The organism is Arthrobacter sp. ov118, from assembly GCF_900116495.1.
Classification (GTDB): Bacteria; Actinomycetota; Actinomycetes; order Actinomycetales; family Micrococcaceae; genus Arthrobacter.
The window spans coordinates 217282-233146 of sequence record NZ_FPAY01000005.1 but is presented as its reverse complement, the minus strand read 5'-3'; the positions used below and the strand labels follow the sequence as shown (position 1 = coordinate 233146).

Annotated in this window: 13 protein-coding genes; 8 read left to right on the top strand and 5 right to left on the bottom strand. The window is 62.5% G+C overall.

The window, feature by feature from the left end; all coding sequences use genetic code 11:
* The first annotated feature begins 34 nt into the window (after window positions 1-34).
* The 6 genes from BM372_RS12060 (at window position 35) to BM372_RS12035 (ending at window position 8438) form a co-directional block, all read left to right on the top strand.
* Window positions 35-1807: an ABC transporter permease gene (locus BM372_RS12060; protein WP_090955514.1), complete on the top strand. Its 1773-nt coding sequence runs from the start codon at window positions 35-37 to the stop codon at window positions 1805-1807.
* Window positions 1800-2930, top strand: a complete 1131-nt coding sequence (locus BM372_RS12055; RefSeq protein WP_090955512.1) for an ABC transporter ATP-binding protein — start codon at window positions 1800-1802, stop codon at window positions 2928-2930. The genes BM372_RS12060 and BM372_RS12055 overlap by 8 nt, the downstream gene beginning before the upstream one ends.
* Window positions 2931-3070: 140 nt before the next feature.
* A complete protein-coding gene (gene acnA / locus BM372_RS12050; RefSeq protein ID WP_090955510.1) occupies window positions 3071-5707 on the top strand; it encodes an aconitate hydratase AcnA in 2637 nt (878 codons plus the stop codon).
* 37 nt (window positions 5708-5744) lie between these two features.
* Complete coding sequence (locus tag BM372_RS12045; RefSeq protein WP_090955508.1) at window positions 5745-6029, top strand: hypothetical protein; 285 nt, start codon at window positions 5745-5747, stop codon at window positions 6027-6029.
* Window positions 6030-6063: 34 nt separating this feature from the next.
* On the top strand, window positions 6064-7302 hold the full coding sequence (locus BM372_RS12040) for an NADP-dependent isocitrate dehydrogenase (protein ID WP_090955506.1): 1239 nt from the start codon (window positions 6064-6066) through the stop codon (window positions 7300-7302).
* 44 nt (window positions 7303-7346) lie between these two features.
* Window positions 7347-8438, top strand: a complete 1092-nt coding sequence (locus BM372_RS12035) for an isocitrate/isopropylmalate dehydrogenase family protein (RefSeq protein WP_090955504.1) — start codon at window positions 7347-7349, stop codon at window positions 8436-8438.
* Window positions 8439-9262: 824 nt separating this feature from the next.
* Here the strand turns inward: BM372_RS12035 and BM372_RS12030 are convergent.
* Window positions 9263-9553, bottom strand: a complete 291-nt coding sequence (locus tag BM372_RS12030; RefSeq protein ID WP_090955502.1) for an antibiotic biosynthesis monooxygenase family protein — start codon at window positions 9551-9553, stop codon at window positions 9263-9265.
* Between the two features lie 255 nt (window positions 9554-9808).
* Here BM372_RS12030 and BM372_RS12025 point away from each other — a divergent pair, with 255 nt between their 5' ends.
* A complete protein-coding gene (locus BM372_RS12025) occupies window positions 9809-10579 on the top strand; it encodes a DUF1206 domain-containing protein (protein ID WP_090955501.1) in 771 nt (256 codons plus the stop codon).
* Window positions 10580-10982: 403 nt separating this feature from the next.
* Here BM372_RS12025 and BM372_RS21260 read toward each other — a convergent pair whose 3' ends face one another.
* The 4 genes from BM372_RS21260 to BM372_RS12005 form a co-directional block, all read right to left on the bottom strand.
* Window positions 10983-11474: a winged helix-turn-helix domain-containing protein gene (locus BM372_RS21260; RefSeq protein ID WP_090955499.1), complete on the bottom strand. Its 492-nt coding sequence runs from the start codon at window positions 11472-11474 to the stop codon at window positions 10983-10985.
* A gap of 204 nt (window positions 11475-11678) precedes the next feature.
* On the bottom strand, window positions 11679-12431 hold the full coding sequence (gene nagB / locus BM372_RS12015; protein ID WP_090955497.1) for a glucosamine-6-phosphate deaminase: 753 nt from the start codon (window positions 12429-12431) through the stop codon (window positions 11679-11681).
* Between the two features lie 38 nt (window positions 12432-12469).
* Window positions 12470-13813, bottom strand: a complete 1344-nt coding sequence (locus tag BM372_RS12010) for a 6-phospho-beta-glucosidase (RefSeq protein WP_177235982.1) — start codon at window positions 13811-13813, stop codon at window positions 12470-12472.
* The gene (locus BM372_RS12005; protein WP_090955494.1) at window positions 13810-14559 is read right to left on the bottom strand and encodes a DeoR/GlpR family DNA-binding transcription regulator; all 750 of its coding nucleotides are present in this window, start codon (window positions 14557-14559) and stop codon (window positions 13810-13812) included. The genes BM372_RS12010 and BM372_RS12005 overlap by 4 nt, the downstream gene beginning before the upstream one ends.
* Before the next feature lie 194 nt (window positions 14560-14753).
* Between BM372_RS12005 and BM372_RS12000 the strand changes: the two genes are divergently transcribed.
* Window positions 14754-15827, top strand: coding sequence for a carbohydrate kinase family protein (locus BM372_RS12000; protein WP_090955492.1), 1074 nt, complete (start codon window positions 14754-14756; stop codon window positions 15825-15827).
* The last annotated feature ends 38 nt before the right edge of the window (window positions 15828-15865 follow it).

Genomic DNA, 15865 nt, shown 5'->3' with positions numbered 1-15865 from the left:
ACTGACCAAGCAAGCAAGGACCGGAAGAGATCTCATGACAACAATCCCTGATACAAGGCCGCCAGCCCAGGTGGCGACGCAGCGGTCGGAATATCCGGCCCCGAAGTACCGAAGAATCCTCGGCGCCGACCGCAGCCAGCTGCTTTTCTGGGCAACCATCGTCGTTCTGGCGCTTCTGGTCCTTGCACCCGTGGTCCCCACGCTCTACCAGTCGGTGATGGACCGTCCTCTGTACGAGGAGGGCGGTCTGTTCACCCTGGAGAACTACACCCGCCTGTTTACCGAAGCCGGCTTCGGCTCCGTCGCTCTGAACACCATCCTGTTTGCCGTCATGACAACCGTCATGACGCTCCTGATCGCCGTCCCGATGGCCATCGTGGTCATCCGGACCAGCATCCCGGGACGGAAGTTCTTCGGCGCGGCCATGCAGTGGCCGTTCTTCATCTCCTCCCTGATCCTGGGTTTCGGCTGGATCACCATGTACGGCCCGGCCGGCTTTGTCAGTGTCCAGGTCAAGCGGGTCCTGGGCTTCCTGCCATGGGACCTCTACACCCTCCCCGGCATGGCTCTGACCGAAGCGGTCGCCTTGGCCCCCATCGCGTACCTCTTCTGCGCCAACGCCCTGCGCAACTCGGATGCGTCCCTTGAAGGTGCCGCCCAGACCGTGGGCGCAGGTCCGTTCCGGATTCTGTGGTCAGTCATCATCCCGATGCTGCGCCCGCCGATTGTCTACAGCTCCGTGCTGGTCTTCAGCATGTCCATCGAGACCCTGTCCATCCCGCTGCTGTACGGCCAGCCCGTCGATATCACCGTCTTCGCGACCTTCCTGTACAAAAACGGCCTACAGTCCATCGATCCCGACTACGGGATCCTGGGGGCCGCCTCAGCCATCATCCTGCTGGTCACCGTCCTGCTGGTCGCCGTCCAGGCCAAACTCCTCAAGGACGCCAAGCGCTTCGTTTCAGTCCGGGGCAAGGCCACCCGGCCGCGCCTGCTGGACCTGGGATGGATCAAATGGCTCGCCGTCGCCTTCATCACCATCTACGTGGTCATCGGTGCACTGGTGCCGATCCTCGGCCTGGTGATGCGTTCGTTCACCAAGATCTTCACCCCGCTGCAGAACCCGCTGGCCTCCCTGACCATGGCCAACTACCAGCGCATCTTCGAATTCCCGGCCTACGCCGGCTCGATCCGCAACAGCCTCATCGTTGCTGGCGTCGGCGCTATCCTCGTCAGCGTCCTGGCCGTCGTCGCCGTCGTCGTTTCCAAGCGTTCCACCTTCCGGCACCGCAAGGTCATCGAATACCTGGCCCTGGCCCCGCAGGCCATGCCCGGCCTGATCATCGGCATCGGCCTGTTCTGGGCCTTCGCGTTTATGCCGTTCAACATGGGCGCCCTGCTTCAGGGCACCATCTGGGCCATCATCATCGGCTTCGGCCTCCGCGCCCTGCCGAGTGCCTTCGGCTCCATTTCTCCGGCCGTGATGCAAATCGGGGAGGAGCTGGACAACGCCGCCCGCGTCAACGGCGCGGACTGGCTGAAGATGTTCCTCCGCATCCTCGTCAAGCTCCTCACCCCCGCCTTCGTCGCCGCCATGGTCCTGACCTTTGTCGTGATGATGAAGGAATACTCCCCGGCGATCTTCCTCGGCTCTGCCGATACGGCCGTCATCGGCACCACGATGCTCGAGCTCTGGGTCCAGGGCAACACCGGATCGGTTGCCGCCCTGGCCACCATCCAGATCGTAATCACCGCAGTCTTCGTCGGCGTCGCCGGCCTGCTCATGAAAGGTAAGAAAGATGCCTGATGTCGCCGTCAAGAACCTCCGCAAAGACTTCGGAGGAGTAACAGTCCTCCACGAAGTCAGCTTCACCATCAAGGACGGGGAGTTCTTCACCCTCCTCGGCCCTTCGGGCTGCGGAAAATCCACCACCCTGTCCTGCCTCGCCGGCCTGGAACAGCCCACCTCGGGCTCGATCGCCGTCGGAGAAACCGTACTGGTCGATGACTCCTCCAACAAGTTCGTGCCACCGGAAGAGCGTAACCTGGGCATGGTGTTCCAGTCCTACGCACTCTGGCCGCACATGACCCTGGCGGAGAACCTGGCAATGCCGCTGAACATCCGCAAGGTGTCCAAGGCCGAGCAGAAAACCCTGATCCACGACGCCCTGGACAAGGTGGGCCTGGCCCACCTGGCCCACCGCTACCCGCACCAGCTCTCCGGCGGCCAGCAACAGCGAGTCGCCCTGGCCCGGGCCCTGGTCTACTCGCCCAAGGTCCTGCTCCTTGATGAGCCACTCTCCAACCTGGACGCCAAGCTCCGAGAACAGGCCCGCGTCTGGCTCAAGCGCCTCCAGTCCGAACTGGGCATCACCACCGTGTACGTCACACACGACCAGGAAGAAGCCCTGGCCATGAGTGACCGCATCGCCGTCATGTCCAACGGTCACATGCTCCAGGTCGCCCCGCCCCACGAAATCTACGAACGCCCCTCCACCGCAGAAGTCGCCGCCTTCATCGGCCGCTCCAACTTCATCGACGGCACCGTCGTCTCCACCCGCGGGGGCGCAGCAACCGTCCGCCTCGAAGAAAGTGCGGAAACCATCAACGTCGCCGTCAGCGAACAGGCAGCCGCCGGCGACCTCGTCACCGTGGCCTTCCGGCCCGAGAAAGTCTTTCTGACCAACAGGGGCGCCGAGCTGCCGGCCGATGCCATCGTCCTCAACGCCGACATCATCACCACCTCCTACGTGGGCTCACGCTACGAATACGACCTTAAATACGGCAGCAAAACCATCCTGGTGGACAGCACCACCGGCGGTCTCACCGGAGCGGTCCGTCTCGTTGTCCCGGCAGAGGCCGTGCGCCTATACCCCCGCGCGAATGTCGTCTCGAAGGACGTCGCCGAACTGATGGCTGTCACCCACTAGGCAGCCCAGTCCCGGCGGGGAAGTCAGCCCCAAGGAACTTCCCCGCCGGCCCGAAAAAACTTCCACGGCCTTACCCCTCGCAGCAGAGGTTATAGCCTATAATTCAGCCAGGCCCCTATCCTGTTCGAGAAAGTGTCCCCATGAGCATCGCCACCGCCGCCGGTTCCAATCCATCCGTAACCCACCTCGAAGTCAACGGCGAGGTGCTCCGGGCGGTAGACATTGAGGGTGCTTTCGGGCCGGACTATATCCGTCTTCCCATCGTCCTGAGACTGTTGGCCGAGAACGTCCAGCGGAACATGACCGGGCTCGAACGGGAGCACGCCATGGACGCCCTGCGCCGCTGGCTGGACGCCGGAACCAGCACCGCCGAGATCGAGTTCCTGCCCACCCGGGTGCTGATGCATGACACCACCAGCACGCCGGCGCTGGTGGACATCGCCGCCATGCGCGACACCCTCGCCGAATGCGCCGCCGACCCGATGGAACTGAACCCGATGCTGCGGGTGGACGTATCGATCGACCACTCCCTGGCCGTGGAAGAATACGGCCGCGCCGACGCCGCCGCCCGGAACATCAAGCACGAAATCCGCCGGAACCGGGAACGCTACCAGTTCCTGAAATGGGCATCGAAGGCGATGAACGATGTCCACATCAACCCGCCCGGCACCGGCATCATGCACACCATTAACCTCGAACAGCTCGCCACCGTGGTGACCACGATCGAGAAGGACGGTGCCCGGTGGGCTGTCCCTGACATGATGGTGGGCACCGACAGCCACACCCCGATGATCAACGGCCTCGGAGTCCTCGGCTGGGGCGTTGGCGGTCTGGAAGCCCAGACCGTGATGTTCGGCATGCCCGCCACCTTGCGGATCCCCGACGTCGTCGGCGTCCGGCTCACCGGCGAACTCCGCACCGGCACACTCGCCACCGACCTGGCCCTGACCATCACCCACCGCCTTCGCGAAGTCGGCGTCACGGGAGAGTTTGTGGAGTTCTTCGGCCCGGGCGTTTCCACTCTGACGGTGGGGGAGCGGGCCGTGGTCGCGAATATGGCACCCGAGTACGGCGCCACAACGGGATACTTCCCGATCGATGCAATGGCCCTGGACTATCTCGCCGGCACCGGCCGCACGGCAGAACAGACACGCCTCGTCGAGGCCTACGCCAGGCAGGCAGGCATCTGGTTCGACCCGGAAGCAAGCCCGGTCTACACCAGGGTCATCGACGTCGACCTGTCCTCCATTGCCATGCACGCCGCCGGCCCCCGCCGCCCCCAGGACCTCCTGCCCTACGGCAGCATCCGCAACGCCCTGGAACAGGAAGCCGGTCCGGAACGCCCCGGCGCCGGACCGCTGCCGGAGTTCCCCGTGGCCCTGGCCGCGATCACGAGCTGCACCAACACCTCGGACCCGCGGCTGCTGATCGCCGCCGGGCTGCTGGCCCGGAATGCCCGCAAGCGGGGCATGAAAGTCCCCGCTTGGGTCAAGACGTCCCTCGCTCCCGGTTCTCCCGCGGCTGCCAGCTACCTAAAGCGCGCTGACCTGACGGAGGACCTCGCCTCCGTTGGATTCGACATTGTCGGTTTTGGCTGCACCACCTGCATCGGCAACCCCGGGCCCCTGACACCGGTCGTTGCCAAGGCCCAGAACGACGGCTGGAGCGAGCCCGTGGCCATCCTCTCCGGAAACCGGAACTTCCCGGGACGGGTGCACCCCGACGTCGAACTCAGCTTCATCATGTCCCCGCCCCTTGTCGTCGCCTTCGCCCTGGCCGGCGACGCCAAACGCGACCTCAGCGCAGAACCCCTCCAATACCTGGAGGACGGCACCCCGGTCTACCTCACCGACCTCTGGCCGACCCGCGAAGAGATCGACGCGCTGGTATTAATAGCCAACGACCCCGCCGACTTCCGCCGCGACTTCGTCATCGCCAGCCGGGACCCGCAGTGGCGCCGGGTCGAAGCCCCGGACGGCGCCCAGTACCCCTGGGACCCGGCATCAACCATCCTGCGCAGGCCCCCCTTCGCGGCGATGACCGAGGGAAGCCTCCTGGGCCGATTTGCCGCCCATCCGCTGCTGGTCTTGGGCGATGACATCACCACCGACCACATCTCCCCGGCCAGCGCCATCCCGCCAAACAGCGATGTAGCGGACTTCTTGGTCGAAAGGGGCGAGGACCGGGCCGATCTGAACGTCTTCGCGTCCCGCCGCGGCAACTGGGAAGTCATGGTTCGCGGCGCCTTCCACAACAAGTCCGTCAAAAACCTCCTCCATCCCGAGGCGCCTGTCGCGCAGACCATCCACACCCCCTCAGGCGAAACCATGCCCATCTGGGACGCCGCCCAGCGGTACCGCGAGGACGGCGAATCCGTCGTCATGGTGGCAGGGGAGCGCTACGGCATGGGCTCCTCCCGCGACTGGGCCGCCAAAGCCCAGCGACTGCTCGGCGTCCGGGCAGTCATCGCGGCCAGCTTCGAGCGGATTCACCGTTCCAACCTCATCGGGATGGGCATCCTCCCGCTCGTCATGCCAGCGGATATGAGGGACAAACTCCTCAGCCTCGAGCCCGGCGACCGGATCCGGCTCGACGCCGGCGAAGAGCGCATCCACCCCCGCGCCGACATCGTAGCTGCCATTGTCCGCAGCGACGGAACCGAAGAGCCCTTTACCGCCACAGCCGCCGTCGAAACCGGACTCGAGTGCGAACTCCTGGCCGTGGGCGGTGTCATCCCCATGATTCTCCGCAAGACCCTGGACCACAAGAACAGCTGATGGCGGCACCCCGCGCCATCAGAACAAGGAGCAATTCATGCCAATCCATCACCGTCAAACGGCCAGCTCTCAGTCGGGGCTGCCCCGGCATGCCCAGCTGGAACCGGTACTGAACTGGACAAAGCTCGCCCGCAAGGACGATCTTGAGCTCGTGCACCCGAACGGCAAAACCCTGACCTCAGGCCGGGTGGACATGTTGGCCTTGGACGGCAGCGTTTTCTGGCTGATCCAGGACAACGGCAAAGGCCGGGCAATGTTCCTTCCGGACGACGACGTCATGGTCTTCAGGCACAAGCGCGCAGGCAATAGACCAAAATCCTAAACACCCGGAAGCCGCACCAACAGCAAGGACAATTATGAGTGCGTTCGAGAAAATTGATGTCGTGGGTTCTGTGGTTGAGCTCGACGGCGACGAAATGACCCACATCCTTTGGCAGTTCATCAAGGACCGCCTGATAACTCCCTACTTGAACATCAAGCTGGAGAGTTTTGATCTCTGCCTGGCGAACCGGGACGCGACCGATGACCAGGTGACGTTGGATGCCGCCCACGCCATCCGTGAGCACAAAGTAGGCGTCAAGTGCGCCACCATCACACCCGATGAAGCTCGGGTGCAGGAGTTCAAGCTCAAGAAGATGTGGCCCTCACCCAACGGAACAGTCCGCAATGTCCTGGGCGGAGTCCTGTTCCGCGAACCGATTATCATCTCCAACATCCCCCGGCTGGTTCCCGGCTGGAACAGACCCATCATCATTGGCCGGCACGCCTTTGGCGACCAATACCGGGCCACCAACTTCAAAGTGCCCGGGCCGGGGACGCTCACATTGATGTTTACCCCCTCCGATGGCGGGGAGGAGATCCGGCAGGAGGTGGTCACTTATCCGGAGGGAGGCGGCGTGGCAATGGGCATGTACAACTTCAACGAGTCCATCCGCGACTTCGCCCGCGCGTCCTTCTCCTACGGCCTGCAGCGGAACTACCCCGTCTACCTGTCCACGAAGAACACCATCCTCAAGGCCTACGACGGGCAGTTCAAGGACCTGTTCCAGGAGGTGTTCGAGGCCGAGTTCAAGGACCGTTTCGACGCCGCCGGCCTGGGGTACGAACACCGGCTGATCGATGACATGGTTGCCTCGGCCCTGAAGTGGGAGGGCGGCTACGTTTGGGCCTGCAAGAACTACGACGGCGATGTCCAGTCAGACATCGTCGCCCAGGGGTTCGGTTCGCTCGGACTGATGACGTCCGTGCTCATGACCCCGGACGGCAGCACCGTCGTGGCGGAGGCCGCCCACGGCACTATCACGCGCCACTACCGCCAGCACCAGCAGGGTAAGCCCACCTCCACGAACCCCATCGCCTGCATCTTCGCATGGACCGGTGCGCTGCGGCACCGCGGCAAGCTGGACCAGACACCGGATGTGATCCGCTTCGCCGAAAACTTGGAAGACGTAGTCATCAAGACGGTCGAATCCGGAATGATGACCAAAGACCTGGCACTTCTCATTGGAACGGAACAGCCCTGGCTCACAACCGAAGAGTTCCTCGCAGCCGTTGATGCCCGCCTTGAAGCATCACACCTGCCGGTCACCGCTTAGATTGCGATCGGGCAGAGACACGAAAATGAGCAGAAGGAAATACCGTGACTGAATCCAAGCAGTACCAGCTGGCCGTCCTGAACGGAGATGGCATCGGCCCGGAGATCGTGCCGGCGTCAGAGAAGATCCTCGACGCGGCCATGGCCGCAGCGGGTGCCCCCGCGATCGACTGGACCGAGCTGCCTTTGGGCCGGACCGCGATCGACACCCACGGCACCGCCGTCCCCGCCGAAACCCTCGATGCGCTGAACAACGTTGACGGCTGGCTCCTGGGCCCGCACGATTCCGCGTCCTACCCGGAACCGCACAAGTCCGCGCTGAACCCCTCCGGCACGATCCGGAAGCACTTCGGCCTGTTCGCCAACATCCGCCCGTCCAAGGCCTTCCCGGGCGGGAACGCCATCGTCGAAGGCACCGACCTGGTGATCGTGCGTGAAAACACCGAAGGTTTCTACGCTGACCGGAACACCTTCGCCGGGACCGGCGAATTCATGCCGACGCCGGACGTGGCGATCATGCACGGGATCATCACCCGCGCCGCGACCGAACGCATCGCGCACTCCGCGTTCCAGCTGGCCCAGTCCCGGTCCAAGCAGCTGACCATCGTGCACAAAGCCAATGTGCTGAAGATGACCACCGGCCTGTTCCGCGACGTCTGCAATGAGGTCGCCGCCCAGTACCCGGACGTGACCGTGAACGACTTCCACATCGACGCGATGACCGTGCACCTCGTCCGCCGCGCGAACAAATTCGACGTCATCGTCACCGAAAACATGTTCGGGGACATCCTCTCGGACCTCGCCGGGGAAGTCGCCGGATCCCTGGGCATGGCCCCGTCGATCAACTCCTCGGACACCCGCGCCATGGCCCAGGCCTCCCACGGGTCCGCCCCGGACATCGCCGGGAAGAACATCGCCAACCCGATCGCGATGATCCTCTCGTCCGCGATGCTCCTGCGCTGGCTCGGCGCCAAATTCGGCGACCAGAAAGTCCTCGCGGCCGCCGAACTCGTCGAAAAAGCCGTCGAAGCCACCATCCTGGACGGCACCACGACCAAGGACCTGGGCGGCACCGCCGGCACCAGCGAATTCGCCGACGCCGTCGCCAACCACATCACCACCGTCACACACGTGTAACCAGGCATTACAGACCAGCGCGATACCTCGCTCCGGCTAAATTGCAGAGCCGATCAGAAGGGAAAAAAATCGGTCGAGTTGCAGCAGCCAATAGGCAGTTAGTAGCCACCTCCCACGTGGCTGTTCCCGACCAGTCTGGTACGGCAGCGCCTGACTCGGTGCTCGGGTGAATGCCGGCGACGTTGCAGCCTCTCGCGGCGTGAGATCCATTGGCGCCAAGGCAGCGGGACCCGTCCCGGTTCGTCATGTCCGTTTCTGCCGGTCACGCCATGAGATGACTGGCGGGAGGCGACTGCAGCGATGACGATCGTTGAAGAAGACAAAACGTTCGATCTACTCGAAGTGTCGCCGCGACCCGGGGTTCCCGGATTCGGAGACTGAAGCAGCCGGGGCTACAGCGACGGTGTCCTTGCCCCCTTCGTGGTTGCTGCTGTAACGCAAAAAAGGGGGTGTTCACAATGTGCACACCCTGGGTGTCGGACACAGCGGCGTCGACCGCGGCACGGTCATCATCCGCCGCTAAGCAAGCCAGCCACAAGGCCGTTTTCTCAAGTCAACAACGCCGCGGAGCGGCTCCGCAGCTCGTAACCAACGGTGGATACACCAGTTCAATCAGAAGGTTTCGAGACATAGTTACGAGAATCTCCGGGCGATGACGGATTGGTGCAAATGCAGTGGATTCAAGTCACTGTCATCCGGATCGCCCGCTAGGTGGCGAGACCTCTCCTATCCCAAGGGATACGAGACAGGCTCCGTCCTTTAGAACAAGGATGGCGGGCCATCCCTATTGGAGGCCCGCCATGGGTGAGTAAGGAGAGCAGCGGTCAGAATTCGACGACTTCGAATTCGAGGAGGTCCGCACCAGTTGCCACGGGTGAGCTGTCGCCGCCGTGGTGTTCGCCGGCCTTGCCGTTCCGCCAGTTCTGGTAGTCCTCTTCAGTGGACCAGGTGGTGACGACGAAGTAGCGGTCATCGCCCTTGATCGGGCGGAGCAGCTGGAAGCCTTCGAATCCAGATTGTCCGTCGACGGCGTGTGCTCGGGCAGCGAATCGCTGCTCGAGCTCCGGGCCCTTGCCTTCGGGGACGTGGATGGCGTTGATCTTCACAACAGGCATGGCGTTCCTTTCATGGTGGGGTTGGGTCGGCGCCGGAGGCGCTTCTTCTGCTTACTAATTTAGGTGCGATAGATGGCTGCCACCAGCAGTCCTGAGGCACCTGTTCCACGGCGGGCCGCCGTGGCACGATAAGCGTGTGGGTGCCCGCTGCAGCTGCACGGGCAGGCCGGCGCAAAGGAACGAATCATTAAGCGGGAACTGAAAAAGGCGGCCGACGAAGCCGCCGATAAAGCCGCCGGCAAGACGGCGGAAGTCATGAACTCCAAGCCCCTCAGAATTCTGGCGCGCTGCGGATTTGCCGTCAGCGGCGCGCTCCACCTCCTAATAGGCCTTATTGCCTTCGGAGTCGCCGCCGGCAGCAGCGGCCACGCGGACGTCACCGGGGCGGTCGCCGCACTGGCCAACCAGCCAGCCGGTCCGCTGCTCCTGTGGGTCAGCTTCGCGGCATGCGTATCCCTGGCACTCTGGCAAGCCGGCGACGCCCTTTTCGACTTCGACCGCCTGCCCGCCAAGCACAAGACCGGCAAGAAACTCAAAGCGGACGCGCAGGCGGTGGTTTATACCGCCATGGCCTTCACGCTGGCCGCTTTCGCCCGAGGCACGGACCAAGACGACGGGGAATCCACCAGTGACCTGACAGTCAACCTCATGAGGGCGCCAGGCGGCGTCCTGCTCCTGGTGCTGATCGGAGCGGGAGTAGCCATCCTCGGCATCATCTACGCAATCCGCGGAATCCGGAAATCCTTCCAAAAACACATCAACCTGCCGCCCTCACCCGCCGGGTACAAAGCCATCACCGCCCTAGGCATAACCGGATACGTGTTCAAAGGCGTTGCCCTGTTCGCAACAGGACTGTCGGCGCTCATCGCCACGGTCACCGTCCATCCTGAGCAGGCAGGGCTCGACGCCGCGCTCCACGCCCTGCGCGAACAGCCTTACGGGACGTATGTGGTGGCCGGCGTGGGTGCAGGCCTGGCCTGCTACGGGCTCTTCACGATCGTACGGGCGCATCTCGCCAAGATGTAATCCTCTCCGGACAGGATGCTTTCACCTCGAGGCAGCGGCCGCCTACCATTGGCCGGACGGCCCCACCCATCTTCCAGAAGCCGCCACCGTCACCCAGAGCTGCATGCATCAACGAGGACATAGGACCCGAACTTGGCGGTGCTGGCGGCGGGCCGGGTTAGGCAGTCATGTCCCGGAGGGTGGACCACGGGGCCGCCAGATCGGGCTTTCCTCGGGCCCAAGGGCACCACGCCGGCCGCACTGGGACGGACCGACGACGGAGCTGGGTGCCAGCTGACATGGGGGACACCAGCCGGCAGTCCGCCGCCGGCCGGTTAAAACTTTACGCCGATAGCCGGTCAGGCGCTCTACGTGAGTCCACCGACTCGGAGTCTCGGTTGCGAGACGATCTGAAGCGGAGCGTTTAGGGCACCTTCACCGGGCAGTTTCGCGGGCGTGTCTTGCGGGAATCCGCACGGGCCGGAGGGGCGGTCTTTCGAGTAGCGAACCAGATGGTGCCTGTAGCGCCCGGTGAAGGACCGGCATATGGGGTGCGTCGAGTCCTTGATCGAACAGCACAAACGCCACTTTTTACGTAGTTCGCGGACACGCCGAGTTGGTCAGGGCGCCCCCACGTGTCTTGTGGACGGTCGCTCGAACCAACCTCAGCACACGAATGTTCCGCCTCCCTGGCGGCGAATGATGATGCCCTTTTTTCGAGGTATGCCCAGGCGTTTCGAATAGTGTTCCGGGACAGTTTCATTTGCTCTGCAAGTTGTGTCTCTGGCGGCAGGTGACTCCCGTGTGCCAGTTGTCCGATTTCGATGGCGTTCTTGAGGCTCGTGGCGAGCTGGTAGTAGAGCGGCTCCGGGCTGTTGCGGTCAACCGGGAGCGTAAGCGTTATCTGTGTTCGCACTGCTGTTGCGCTCCTCTGTAGTCAGCTATTTCTTCACGTCCTTGTTCGGACGGTTGCTCCACGGCCGATGACAAGGTGGGATGCGAGCGTGACGATTGCGGCTCTAATGCGCCTTCGTAGGCCAGGAGAATCGGACAAGCTAGCGAGCTACCTTGTGGTCTCGGCGAACTTCGAAAAAGGGGGAGTCGCTGACAGCTTTTCCGATCAGCCGGCATTGATGGAATCGTAGTAGTCAAGGAGGGTCAGGTTCCGGGCCGCTTCACGATCAATCACAAGGGTCGTTCGGGCGTGAAACTGCAGCACAGAGGCAGGGCACATTCCAGATACGGGTCCTTCGACGGCAAGTGCGATTGCCTTGGCCTTGCTCGCACCATGGGCCACCAGCAGTATTTCTTTGGATTCCATGATGGTTCCTAGGCCCTGCGTGATGCAGCGCGTCGGTACTTGTTCATCCTTTTCAAAAAACCTTGAGTTGTCGGCCCGGGTAGCCGGAGTCAGAGTCTTTACACGAGTTCTGGAGGAAAACGAGGACGTTGGTTCGTTGAAACCGATGTGCCCGTTCCTGCCTATGCCGAGTATCTGGAGGTCCACTCCGCCGGCTGCGGCGATAGCTGCCTCAAATCGCGCGCACGCTGCGGCGAGGTCAGGTCCGTTGCCTTGAGGAACGCACACGTTCGCTGGCTTCAGCTTCAACCGGTCCGTCACCTCGCGTTGGATGACCGCGTGGTAGCTCGAGGGATGTTCCGGCTGTAGCCCCACATACTCATCCAGGGCGAATACATGCAGATCAATGAGTTGGGGGATCCACTTGCTTTCTAGAGATTCGTAGATGGACAGTGGTGATGATCCGGTCGCTACTCCGAGGGTTGTGATCTTCCCGGAGGCGACACCGCGCAGGATCCGGTCGGCGGCATATTCACCGACTTGCTGGGCGTTTTCGAGTATTTCGACTTGCATTGTGCTGCACCGCTCTTAGGGTTTGGGAAACGACGAAGTTAGTCAAAAGCGGCGGCGACTCCGGGGATCTCTGCCCTATAGGTGTCGAGGAGGCGACGGGCGACGCTGACTGAATCCACAAGCGGATGTGCAGCGATTGCCCGCCAGGCCAAGGCAGGGTCCCGATGCAAGGAAGCGGCGATGGTCAGCTGCTCCACGCTTTTGACCTGTTGCATGAGTCCCAGCATCTCGCCCTCGACCTTGGCGACATTCTGTGGACGGATGCCGTTCGCGTCCACCGTGCACGGCACTTCGATGACAGCCTCATCGGGGAGTTCCGGAACATTACCCCGGTTAGCGACATTAAGGATCATGCGGGTTGACCTGCCCTGCACCAAGGACGTCATGAGGTTGAGTGCAACCGTCTGATACCCGCCGCCGTCGACGTCGGCATCCTGCCGGTTGCTGCGATCTTCTTCGGCCCGGCTCTCGGCCATATAGCTCGACTCCCGGTCATGTTTTGTCTTGTTCCACAGGGCAAGGGCGCTGTCCGCGTGCTGGTGGGCGTCGCTGTAAAACGAGGATTGCTGGCGCCGGAGGAACTCGCCGCGGGTTTCGATGGAGGAACGGATACGTTCCGTGGCCTCTCGTTCAAAGTAGTAGTAGTAGAGATATTCGTTCGGAATGGCGCCCATCGCGCGGATCCAATCGAATCCGAGCAACCTTGCTTCTTCAATCTGCCCGAGGGCTTCGTCGCTTTTGAGCAAAAGGGGCAGGCGATCGTGGCCGTCGACAGAAATTCGCCGCAACCAGCCCAAGTGGTTGAGCCCGACGTAGTCGAAGTCAACAAGTTCCGGTGTCGAACCGACCGCGTGGACTGCGCGGCGCATCAGCCCGATCGGCGTATCGCAGATTCCCACGACACGATCCCCGAGTATCGCCCGCATCGCCTCCGTGACCATGCCGGCTGGGTTCGTGAAGTTGATGACCCACGCGTCCGGTGCCAGCGCGGCGACGCGCTCAGCAAGGTGGCGGGCATGGGGAAGTGTTCGAATGGCGTAGGCCAGACCGCCGGGACCGATCGTTTCTTGACCCAGGACGCCGAGGTTCAGCGCGACGCGTTCGTCGATGATGCGTCCTTCGGCTCCACCGATGCGCATCGCTGAAAAGATAAAATCGGCGGCCTTGACGGCGTCGTCCAAGGTCCGCGCCAGCGTGACACGTGGGGGCTTGGCCGTTATTTCGGCGAGTTGCGCGAGGACAGTCCGTATTATTTCGAGCCGCTCCGGCGCGGAATCGTACAAGCAGAGCTCGGTGACTCGGGCGTGGTCGCCCTCGGCCGCGAGGGCTTCGAATATCTGGGGCACACGGAATCCGCCGCCGCCAATAATGGTGAGTTTCACGCCAGCATCACGTCACTTCCAGCCCGGTTGAACGACTCGAGCGTTTGGGGATTTGCCTTGGCTGATGTGACCAAGGTACTTATGTCTGACGCCTGACAAACAGACAGAATTCCAGTGCCAGGAAACTTGGTTTCATCCGCGACCAGAACGGTGCGAGGTGAAGACGCGAGGATGGCTCGCTTGATAGGCACTTCAATGCCAGTCGAATCCATTACGGTTCCGTCGACTTGGACACCACTGGTGCCAAGGAAGCTAATCGTCGCATGTAATTGGCCCAGCGCGTCTTCAGTCAATGAACCCACCAGCGAGTGGTACGAACGGCGAAGGACGCCGCCCAGCATGATGAGTTCGATGTCGTTGTCGTCCCTCAATTCATCAAGGACGGCGATGCTCGCCGTTATCACCGTGATGTCCTTGCCCCGTAGGGCACGCGCGATCAGGGCCGTGGTAGTGCCGATGTCCAGAACCACGACATCGCCAGCCGAAACAAGGCTGGCTGCAGCTTTGGCAATGCGCTCCTTGGAGGACGCTGATTTGGCGGCCACTTCCTGGAACGGTATTCCGTCGGGTTCAATGCTTCCACCCCCCCTGACCCTGCGAAGGAGGCCCTCGGCGCTAAGCATGTTGAGGTCCCGCCGAATGGTGGACGGGCTCACGTCCATAATCTCGGCGAGCTCCTGCACAGAGGCCCCACCTGTTTCTTTCACCCGACGCAAGATCGTGGCATGACGAGTTGAAGTGAGCATAAACAGAAATTAGCACGCAGAATTGAGCATTTGCAACCATACTTGCGCTTGGTTTTGCTCACTGTTGCATGGTAGCGTCCGAACCTATGCGACGCAGGTCACTCCGAATAGGGGCCCGCGCTTCGCCCCACGTCCCCGTTGCACATTCGGTGCAACTACGTGACCGAGCACGAAAGAACGAGGTGGTAGACCGCATGGAAACGAACAAAGAGCTCGATCTTTTTCTAACAGGTCCGCTTTTTTTCGACATCGTTTTCACCGGCCTCCGTTCTGATCCCAGACCCGGCACTGAAGTCTGGGCCGATGGAATGGGATCACTGCCGGGCGGTATCGCCAATCTGGCGGTGGCCGCGACTCGCCTCGGCCTGAGAACCGGACTCGCTGCCGGATTTGGCGACGATGCCTATGGCGCCTGGGCCTGGTCATTGCTCGAACGGCAGGAACGGATTGATCTCAGCCGATCACGTACTTTTCCGGGGTGGCACTCGGCGGTTACGGTCTCAATTGCCCGCCACGAAGACCGAAGCATGATCACCCACGGACACCCCATCCCGATTAGCCAGGGTGAACTCGTCGGGACGCCCCCGCCCTCTAGGGCCGTGGTTGCCGAACTGTTGTCGCCGGGAGGAGAAGCGCCTTGGTGGGTTCAAAGCGAAGCTTCGCAGGCATTGGTTTTCGCTGCCGTTGGATGGGATCCCACGGAGAAATGGGACAGCGCGGCCCTGGATGATCTCCGGCTGTGCCACGCCTTTCTTCCCAACCATGTTGAAGCCATGGCCTACACGCGCACGGGCAGCGCCGGGGAAGCACTCCGTGCCCTTTGCGACCTGGTTCCGCTGGCGATCGTCACGAAGGGCGCCGGTGGCGCGATCGCCGTCGATTCGACCACTGGGGAGAGCGCATCCGTTCCCAGCCTGAAGGTCAACGCGGTCGACCCCACCGGCGCCGGCGACGTCTTTGCCGCCGCGATGGTCGTCGGCACCTTGGATCAATGGCCGCTGGAGCAACGGCTGCTTTTTGCATCCCTATGTTCCGCGCTGGCAGTCCAGCACTTTGGCGGTTCCCTGGCATCCCCGGGCTGGGGCGACATATCCGACTGGTGGTCAGCCACTAAAAAACAAGCAAACCGAAACGCAGAGAGCCAAGACATTGCCAGGCGCTACGGTTTCCTGGAAGAACTCATCGCTCAAAAATCCCGAGAAACCGTTCGCAGGGCAGAGGCCACGTTTGGTCTGCTGACCGAAGCAGAGCAGCACTCTCTGGCGTGAGCACTACGCAGTTCCCCCGATTCAACCCACTTCAGAAC